Source organism: Acidimicrobiia bacterium (assembly GCA_040878325.1).
GTDB lineage: Bacteria > Actinomycetota > Acidimicrobiia > Spongiisociales > UBA11373 > JAUYIV01.
In genome coordinates, this window is the sequence record JBBDMM010000004.1 from 95,443 (window position 1) to 104,484 (window position 9,042).

The following is a 9,042-nucleotide window of genomic DNA, read 5'->3' on the forward strand; positions in this document are numbered from 1 at the left end:
AGGGCCTGCCACCCACTGAAATAGGCCCGGGGTCAGCGATGGCCCCGGGCCTATTTCTTAGCCTCCAGTCTCCAGCCTCCAGCCTCCAGCCACCAGCCACCAGCCACCAGCCACCAGCCACCAGCCAGACGCTGGTCGGTCGGACTCCCCGAGTGCGATCGGCCGTCCGCGCATCGCGCATCGCGCATTGCAGGCCCAGCGACGAGAGGCCCCGCTCCGTCGAATTGCGAATTGCGAATTGCGAATTGCGGGGCCGAGCGCAGCGAGGTCCCCCCTTACACTCCTGCCCATGAGACTCCGGCTGCGTCGTCCTCGCGATCTGGCTCTCGCCATTCGCGATCTTGCGCGGCGGCGGCCGCGGGAAGCGGAGGAGTATCTCGAGGCGCACGAGGAGGAGTGGAGTTCCCTCGCCGAGTCAGATCCGCATGACGCCGCCGACATTCTCGAGGCGATCGGCGAGGAGGCGGCGGCCGAGCTGATCTCGGACCTCTCCCCCACCGAGGCGGCCGACGTCCTCGAGGAGATGCAGGACGAGGCAGCGGCCGATCTCCTCGAGGAGCTTCATCCGGCAGAGGCGGCGGGGATGGTCGCCGAGCTGGAGGCCCACGAGGCAGCCGACATCGTCGAGCACCTGGGGGCGGAGGCCCGCACCGCCATCTTCGATGAGCTCTCTGACCGGCAGGTCGACGACATCCTCGACCTTCTCCGGTACCCGCAGGATTCAGCCGGCGGGCTGATGAGTTCGGGCCCGGCAACCATCCCGCTGGGCCTCACCGCAGGCGCGGCGATCGAGGAGCTCCGCCGCCTACACGAGCGGGTGCACAACCTCAACTACGTCTACGTGGTCGACGCCGACAGCCGGCTGGTCGGAGTGGTCTCGTTCCGCGACCTGGTGTTCGCCACCCCGGAGACACCCCTCAACGAGGCGATCGTGGCGAGTCCGATGGCGGTGCGCCCCGAGGTCGACCGCGAGGAGGTGGCTGCCATCTTCCAGCGCTACGGCCTGCTGGCGCTGCCGGTCGTCGACCACCGTGGAGTGCTTCTCGGACTCATCGATGTCGACGATGTGATCGAGGCCGTTCAACGGGAGGCCACCGAAGACATCGCCGCGATGGTCGGTGCCGGCATCGAGGAGACCATCTTCACCCCGGTCGCCACCTCAGTGCGACACCGCCTCCCCTGGCTGGTGCTGAACCTCGCCACTGCGTTGATGGTGACGGTGACGATCAGCCGGTTCGAGCCGCTGATCGGCCGGTTGACGGTCCTCGCGGCGTATATGCCGGTGGTCGCGTCAATGGGCGGCAACGGCGGCGCCCAGAGTCAGGCGGTCGTGATCAGAACCCTCGCCGCCCACGAAGTCCCCTCACGAATCGTGGGACGGGTGATCGGTCGCGAGGTCTTGGTGGGGCTGTGGAATGGCCTCGCCGTCGGAATGATCTCCGGGGCCATCGCCTGGTTCTTCACCGGGGAGCTCCGGATCGGCTTGGTGCTGGGTCTGGCGTCGCTGGCCAACCTGGTCGTCGCCAACTTTGCCGGCACCGGGATCCCGTTGCTCTTGCACCGAATCGGCAAGGACCCGGCCCTCGGCTCGAATATCCTGATGACCACCGTGACCGACCTGATCGGCTTCGGAGGGTTCCTCGGAATCGCCGCACTACTTCTGTGAGGCTGCCATGGCACGAAAGCTGATCCTGATGTCGGGGGTGTCCCTCGACGGGTTCATCGAGGGACCGAACCGAGAAATCGATTGGCACATGGTCGACGAGGAGCTCCACCAACACTTCAACGACGAGATCGCCACCATGGGTGCGTTACTCGGCGGGCGTGTCACCCATGAGCTGATGGCGGCATTCTGGCCAACAGCCGACGAGAACCCATCGAACCCACCCACGATGATCGAGTTCGCCCGCATCTGGCGGGAGATGCCCAAGTTCGTGTACTCGAGGACTCTGAAGCAAGCCGACTGGAAAACCACGATCGTCCGGGAAGTGGTTCCCGCCGAAGTCGAGGAACTCAAAGCGCAACCCGGCGGCGATCCGCTCCTCGGCGGCTCCGACCTGGCCGTGTCCTTCATGGAGCACGACCTGATCGACGAATTTCGGATCTACGTACACCCGGTCCTCATCGGTCGGGGGAAGCCATTGTTCTCCCGGCCTGACACCATGCTGGTCCTCCGGCTGGCGGAAACCCGGGCCTTTGGCAACGGCGTCGTCCTCCTGCGGTATCTGCGCCACTGACCCTCAACGGGAGTCCCGACCCGCCGCCCACACCTCGTACGCCACGCCTTCCATCCACTCCTCGAACCGGGCGGCGCGGAAACGGGTCTTCGCCTCTTCGAACAGACCCGGGTCGGGTTCATGCCGCAACGCGTTCATGACGAGGTCGAGTTGAACCTCCCAGCCGCGCGAGCCAAGGGCCTCATCCACTCCGTTGCGCCAATCGGGGAGCGTGGCGTCGCGACGCTCCGACCAGTACCCGGCGAGTTTGCGGGCGAGGCGGACCGCCAGCCGCAGCACCCGGGCATCCTCTCTGGAAACGAGCGGCCCCAGCGAGTCAGAGGCGTCGGCCAACCAGTCGACGAGCACCGGATCGTCGATCTCGTCGGGGCTCTCGACTGCCCGCCGAAACAGGTCATCGACCGCGGCCGCCGCCTCGGTGGCGCTCACACCAGGTTGGCGATCTCCGGTTGGAGATCGGGGTACTTGGCCATGTGGGCTCGACGGTCGGCGTGAAGTTCTTCGACCAAGTCGGCGTACTCCTCAGAGCGGCCTTGGGACTCGTAGAGCAGCCGTGGACGGAGGACATGGGGGTCGTCGACCCCGGGTACCGAGGTGGCCACCAGGTAGCCGAAGTCCGGGTCGAGTTCCCACTCGATCGAATCAGCGGCAATGCCGGCGACGATGGCGGCCGAAATCTCCGGGGTGACCTTCTTCGACCGGTCGTCGTCTCCCCCGCCGCCCACCCGCCCGGTGTTCAGCACATAGACCGCCATGTCGCAGGTGTCGAGGATCTCCCGGAGGCGATTCGCCTGCCACTCATGGCGATACGCGAAGAACGGATTGGTGCCGGGCACGCGTAGGAACTTGCCTGCCTCGGCCTTGCCGCCCGCACTCGTTCCCTGGGTCTCACCGAGCATGAAGTAGGCAGCCGCCTGATCGGCATTCAGCCTGGTCACCGCGGGGATGATGCTGGCGTTGCGGTTGAGCAGCAGCATGAAGTCGGCCTTGTCGACGTTGGCAGGCGCCAGGAAGCCGGGAATGTCGGTCGCGGCGATCACCGCCCGACCGTTCTCGGTGTGCGACTTGTCATGGAAGTCGACGTGGCCGCTGTCATCGATCGCCACGTTCTCCAGATACGAACCGGGTTGGGTTGCCCCGTGCCACACCGCAGGCTCCGACTCGGGGGTCAGGCCGTACACCTTGGCGAACGTTCCGTTCTCGGTGCCGTACACCTTGCCGCCGGGGAACAGGGCCACGAAGTCATCCTGCACCGGCGAGCCTCCCCCGGTCTGCGAGAAGGTGGTGGTGGTTTTGCCAGTCCCGGAGAGGCCAACCACCAGGCCGACCCTCCGACCACCGTCGCCGTCGAGCACCTTGAGCCCGCTGTGGAGGGCGAGTCCACCCCGCCGGTACATCAGGGCGTCCCACATGCGGAGGCCGCTCATCTTCGATTCGCCGAAGTAGTCGGCGTTGAACACCCGGGTGACCCCGTTGTCGAGGTCCACGGCGATGACCCGGTCGTCGGGGTAGCCGGGGGCGGTGAGCGACGGGGTATAGATGACGTGGAATTCGGGGTCGGCGTCGTCGTCGGCCGGGAAGTAGAGCAGCGCCTGCTTGGCGGCGATGTTGGCGTTCTCCTTCTCGATCACCAGGCGAGTACGCACGCGGGCGTCGGGATGGTCGCCGATATACCCGTCGAGCACGACGACGTCCTTGCCGAGCAGGTGCTCGTCCTGGCGCGCCGCCAGCGCCTCGTACTCGGCACGGGTGATGGTGGGGTCGGTGTGCGAGGAAGGGTCGTCGGTGACGATGACGGTCGACTGCTTCGACCGGGCGGTCACATGGGTGATCACGTCGAGGTTGCCGTAGGTAGTGAGATGGCTGGTCGGCTGTGCCTCGGTGAGCCGCCGCAGCTCGGCGGCGTCCGGGTTTTCGATGAGCGACCGCGCTCGAATCTCCAAGGTCGGTCTCCAGGGTCGGGAGGCGGATCAGTCTAAGGGGGTGAGGGAATGGGCTCGCCCCGGGATCAGGTCTCGGCTTGCCACAGGCTGAGACCTGATGAGCCAGCGACCCATTCGCTCACCCCCTACGTCTCGGCAGCCACCTTCTCGGCAAAGGCGTCGGCGAACCGGCCCGTCACCGGCCCGGTGGGGATGGCGGTCTCACCGAGAAGCACGATCGGTCTGATCTCCTTGAGAGTGGAGAGGGCGAACGCCTCGTCAGCGGTCCGCATCCGCCCGACCGGAAAGTGCCCCTGCGCGACCTGAACCTCCAAGTCCTCGGCGCATTCCAGCACCACCTCCCGGGTAATGGAGTGGAGGATGCCAAGGTCGAGAGACGGGGTCTCCAGCCGCCCTTCGTGGGCCCAGGCGACCGTGAAAGTGGGGCCCTCGAGCACGATCCCGTCCCGATCGATCAGCAGGGCGTCATCGAACCCGGCCCGCCGGGCTGTGTCGGTCGCCGCCATGTTCGGGGCATAGGAGGTCCACTTGACCCCGGGGAACCCTCCAACATCGGCAGCGGGATGCCACGGTGCCGCCATCGGGATGACCCGGATCTCGGCCGGGACCGGCGGGTTCGGCTCCCAAATGAGTATCGCCCGGGACGGGGCGAGCGCCGGGTGGTCGCGGCTGCCGCCAGTGAGGACCAGCCGCACATGCCCCTCGCCGTTTGTCTCGGCGAGCGCCGCGATCCATTCAGCCAGGTCGCCGCGCCCCGGCATCGGGACACCGAGGGCACCGGCGCTCCGCTCCAGGCGTGCGAGATGGGCGTCAAGGCGAAAGGGCGTGCTCCCGTAGATACGCACCACCTCGAACACCCCGAACCCTCGGAGCAGCCCCCAGTCGAGCACCGAAACAGACGCCTCGCTCTCGGACACCGGTCGGCCATCAATAAGAACACGCATCGACCCGAAGACTACGCGGGGTGAGGTGGCGACATGCCGGCCAGGCAGCCATTGCGCCGTACCCTTCGGGGGTGTCTTCCTGGGAATCTGTCGAGGCGACGTTAGGGCCAAGCGCGCTGCGGGGCTTGCGGGGCGGGCCGGAGCCGGATGGGGCGGTGGCGCGGTTGGCATCGCTGCTCGAGGCCGTGCAGGAACTCGGCCGGGCCGATCTCGCCGAGGCACTTGTGGCGATCTGTGGCGCCTCGCGAGCGCTGCCCGGTATCGCATCGTCACTCGGGAACGACGCGACGGACATCCTCGCCTGGGAGACGCCGCCTCCCGTCACCTTCGCCGACGGTGAGCCGGCCAACGCGCTGCGGCGCGGGGTGGCCGCCCATCTGCTGGGGATTGCTTCCCTCGACCTCACCGGCCGGCTCGACATGCCGGGGGTGGGGCGGGCCTTGAGCGAGGTGGCCGACGCCGCCGCCGGGCTGGCTCTGCAGGTGGCCACCGGCGACTCGGCGACCCGGGTGGCGGTGATCGCCCTCGGCAAGTGGGGCGGTCGGGAACTCAACTACGCGTCGGACATCGACCTGGTGTTCGTCCACGACGGCGACCAGGGTGAGGCGGAACGAATCGCCGTGTCGTTCGTCGACCTGCTGGCGCGCCGGGTATCCGATGGCATCGCCTTCCGGGTGGATGCCGACCTGCGACCGGAGGGACGGTCGGGACCGATGTCGCGCTCGATCGACTCGTACCGCGCCTACTGGGAGCGGTGGGCAGAGACGTGGGAGTTCCAGGCGATGCTGAAGGCCCGGCCCGCGGCCGGTGACGCCGCGCTTGGCCGGGCCTTCCTCGATGCGGTCGACCCGTTCGTCTTTCCTGACACGCTTGGCGCCGACGCGGTCCGCAGCATCCGGGCGATGAAGGCGCGTACCGAACAGGAGGCGGGCGGTGATGACGAGTTGAAGCGTGGCGTGGGCGGCATCCGCGATGTCGAGTTCGCCGTCCAGTTGCTGCAACTCGTCCACGGGCGGGCCGACCCTCTCCTGCGGAGCGCCAACACGCTCGATGCGCTGACCCTTCTCGGCGAAGGCGAGTACATCCGCCACCAGGATGCCCTCGACCTCGCCGACGCCTACCGGTGGTTGCGCAACGTCGAGCACCGGATTCAGCTCTACGACCTGCGGCAGACCCACACCCTTCCGTCCGATCCAGAAGGCCGGGCGAGGATCGCCAAGGCAATGGGGCTCCGCGACGATGCGGCCGACACCGCCCTGGCGCGGTTCGAGCGGACTCTCGTCGAACGACGCTCGCTGGTTCGCACCATCCACGAACGGCTCTTCTACCGCCCGCTGCTCGAAGCGTTCGCCTCCGCCGCCACCGATCCTCGCGCCGACCGCCAGGCTGCCGCCTTCGGCTTCACCGATTCGGAAGCCACTCGCAGTGCTCTGCAGGACCTGACCACCGGGCTCTCCCGCCGCAGCCGTCTCATGCAGCAATTGCTCCCGCTGATGATGGGTTGGGTGTCCGAGTCGCCCGACCCCGATCTCGGCCTCGCCCAACTGCGCCTGCTGGTGACGACCGCGGCCGGACACGACACGGTGGTGCCGGTGCTGCGCGACAACCCGGCCACGGCCGAACGGCTCTGCCTGTTGTTAGGAACCTCGCGGCTCGCCGGCCGCCTGATCGATCGGCTCCCCCCCACCCTTCCCCTCCTCGGCGACGACACCGCCCTGGCCGAAATCGCCGACCGGGACGCGCTCGCCGCCGAGGCACGGTCGAGGCTGATGGTCCGCGGCGACGCCGACTCGCGCGCCCAGGCGCTCCATCGGTTTGGGGCAGAGCGACTTCTGGTGATCTCTGCCGCCGACGTCGCCGGACTGGCCACCGTGGACGAGGTGGGGCATCGCCTGTCCGACACCGCGGATGCCGTGGTGGCGGCAGCCCTCGATGAGGCAGTGGAATCCGTCGGTGCCGATGTCCCCCCGATCGCCGTCATCGCCATGGGGAAGTGGGGCGGACGCGAACTCAACTATGCGAGCGACCTCGACGCCCTGCTGGTGTTCCGCGGGTCGGGCTCCGCCGAAGACGACCAGGCGGCGGCCCGTGCCGTCGAGGCCTTTGTCGCCCTGATCGAACGCTCCTCACTTGACCTCCCCTCCTTCGAGATCGACCTGGACCTCAGGCCTGAAGGCAAGAAGGGAGTGATCGCCCGTTCCCTCGACTCGTATGAGGCGTATTGGGATCGGTGGGCGGAAACCTGGGAGTTCCAATCACTGCTGCGGGCACGTGCTGCCGCCGGCGACCCCGACCTGGGTACCGAGTTCGCCGCGCAGGCGGCGGCTCGCGCCCATCCCCCCAATCTGAGTGATGAGCAGCGACGCCAGATCCGAGCGATGAAGGTTCGAGTGGAGCAGGAGCGGATCCCGATGGGTGAGGACCCCGACTTCCACATGAAGCTCGGCCGCGGCGGCATGTCGGACGTGGAATGGACCGTCCAGTTGCTGCAGATGGAGCACGGTTTCGCCGACCCCTCGATCCGTACGCCTTCGACCCTCGAAGCGGTCGCCGCCCTCGAGACCGCCGGCCTGCTCACCCTCGACGAGGCGACCGCGCTGGCCGACGCCTACCGATTCTGTGCCACCGCCCGCAACCGCCTGTTCCTCCGTGAAGGCCGCGGCCGCGACTCGCTACCCAGCGACGCCGAAGAGGCCGCCCGCCTCGCCCGATCCCTCGGCTACGACATCAACCCCCGCTCCACCCTCCGCGAGCAATACCGCCGAGTAACCCGCCGAGCCCGGAGAGTGATGGAGGCGAGGTTTTGGTAACGGGCCCTTCCGGCCCCGCAATCCGGGGCCACGCTCCAAAGACGCGTTTGATCTGAGCGCCCCCTTCGTCTGCCTTCGCTTCGCTCGGCATCCACCTCCCCCTTCGGGTGATCTCTCGCGGTTGTTGGCCGACGGTTTGGTGGTGACGCGCCAGCGGCGCATCCTTTCGGGTGTTACTAGGCCCGAAGGGAGCGCCGCTGTGCGTATGGAACAGGTTATTGCTCAGCATCGGATGCGGTTGTTGGCGGTGGTGGTGGCGGCACCGTCGATTAGGGAGGGTTGCCGGCGGGCGGGGATCCACTATTCGACTTACTACGACTGGGTCCATCGGATTGAACGGGAGGGGATCGAGGGGCTGTGTGGTCGGCCGGGTCGGGGTCGGGCGAAGTCGCCGCAGCGGTTGCGTCTGGAGTCTGAGGTGGTCTCGTTGGCGTTGGGGAATCCGCCGTGGGGTCCCGCCGGTTGTTCTATGAGCTGAGAAGCCGTGGAGTCGAGGTGGGGTCGATGTCGCAGGTATGGCGGATCCTGCGGGCCCATCAGCTCAACACCAGGGAACGTCGCTGGCGGTTGATGGCCGCCTCACGGGGGATGCATCAAGCCGCGGTGGCCCTTCCGCAGCGGAACCAGTCTCGGGTGGGGAAACTGGCTGCCGATCAGCCCGGGGACCTGGTCCAGATGGACTGTTTCCATCTCGGAACGTTGAAAGAGGCCCGCCTTGGGGTGGCCAAGACCCCAGGGGTGGTGTGGCAATACACCGCTATCGATGTCGCTTCATCGTTTGTGTGGGCCGAGCTGCACACCACAGCGAGGAATCCCTCCGCAGTCCACACCACCACCCTCGCCCAGCGGGTCGCCGCCGACCTCGCCTCATGGGGATGGCCCTTCAAACAGGTCTCCACCGACCGAGGCAACGAGTTCGTCGACCACCGCTTCCCCGAAGCTCTCGCCAGCCTTGGGGTGCGGCATCGACTGATCGCCCCCGGACGACCCCAATCCAACGGCAAAGTCGAACAGGTCCAACACACCATCCTCGACGAATGCTGGAAACCCGCCTTTGAATCGCCCCGGGTTTAGTGGCGGCTTGGTTGTCCCGGCAGCGGTTGCTGTC

General features: G+C 67.4%; 7 protein-coding genes. 4 read left to right on the top strand and 3 right to left on the bottom strand.

Features of this window, described 5'->3' with window-relative positions:
• Positions 1–289: 289 nt before the first annotated feature.
• Both mgtE and WD184_02440 read left to right on the top strand, forming a co-directional pair.
• A complete protein-coding gene (mgtE, locus tag WD184_02435) occupies positions 290–1,666 on the top strand; it encodes a magnesium transporter (GenBank protein ID MEX0825607.1) in 1,377 nt (458 codons plus the stop codon).
• Between the two features lie 7 nt (positions 1,667–1,673).
• The gene (locus WD184_02440) at positions 1,674–2,237 is read left to right on the top strand and encodes a dihydrofolate reductase family protein (protein MEX0825608.1); all 564 of its coding nucleotides are present in this window, start codon (positions 1,674–1,676) and stop codon (positions 2,235–2,237) included.
• Between the two features lie 3 nt (positions 2,238–2,240).
• Here WD184_02440 and WD184_02445 read toward each other — a convergent pair whose 3' ends face one another.
• From WD184_02445 to WD184_02455, 3 genes are all read right to left on the bottom strand, one after another.
• Positions 2,241–2,666 (bottom strand): hypothetical protein, encoded by a 426-nt coding sequence (locus WD184_02445; GenBank protein ID MEX0825609.1) that lies wholly within the window; start codon positions 2,664–2,666, stop codon positions 2,241–2,243.
• The gene (locus WD184_02450) at positions 2,663–4,180 is read right to left on the bottom strand and encodes a phosphoenolpyruvate carboxykinase (GenBank protein MEX0825610.1); all 1,518 of its coding nucleotides are present in this window, start codon (positions 4,178–4,180) and stop codon (positions 2,663–2,665) included. The genes WD184_02445 and WD184_02450 overlap by 4 nt, the downstream gene beginning before the upstream one ends.
• Positions 4,181–4,305: 125 nt before the next feature.
• Positions 4,306–5,124: an aminotransferase class IV gene (locus tag WD184_02455; GenBank protein MEX0825611.1), complete on the bottom strand. Its 819-nt coding sequence runs from the start codon at positions 5,122–5,124 to the stop codon at positions 4,306–4,308.
• Between the two features lie 71 nt (positions 5,125–5,195).
• Between WD184_02455 and WD184_02460 the strand changes: the two genes are divergently transcribed.
• Both WD184_02460 and WD184_02465 read left to right on the top strand, forming a co-directional pair.
• Positions 5,196–7,934: a bifunctional [glutamine synthetase] adenylyltransferase/[glutamine synthetase]-adenylyl-L-tyrosine phosphorylase gene (locus tag WD184_02460; GenBank protein MEX0825612.1), complete on the top strand. Its 2,739-nt coding sequence runs from the start codon at positions 5,196–5,198 to the stop codon at positions 7,932–7,934.
• 504 nt (positions 7,935–8,438) lie between these two features.
• Positions 8,439–9,008, top strand: coding sequence for a DDE-type integrase/transposase/recombinase (locus WD184_02465; GenBank protein MEX0825613.1), 570 nt, complete (start codon positions 8,439–8,441; stop codon positions 9,006–9,008).
• Positions 9,009–9,042 lie beyond the last annotated feature (34 nt).

Excerpts from the sequence above, each read along its gene's own strand:
- mgtE (MEX0825607.1), top strand. The coding sequence starts at position 290 with ATGAGACTCCGGCTGCGTCGTCCTCGCGATCTGGCTCTCGCCATTCGC.
- WD184_02465 (MEX0825613.1), top strand. The coding sequence starts at position 8,439 with ATGTCGCAGGTATGGCGGATCCTGCGGGCCCATCAGCTCAACACCAGG.
- WD184_02440 (MEX0825608.1), top strand. The coding sequence starts at position 1,674 with ATGGCACGAAAGCTGATCCTGATGTCGGGGGTGTCCCTCGACGGGTTC.
- WD184_02455 (MEX0825611.1), bottom strand. The coding sequence starts at position 5,124 with ATGCGTGTTCTTATTGATGGCCGACCGGTGTCCGAGAGCGAGGCGTCT.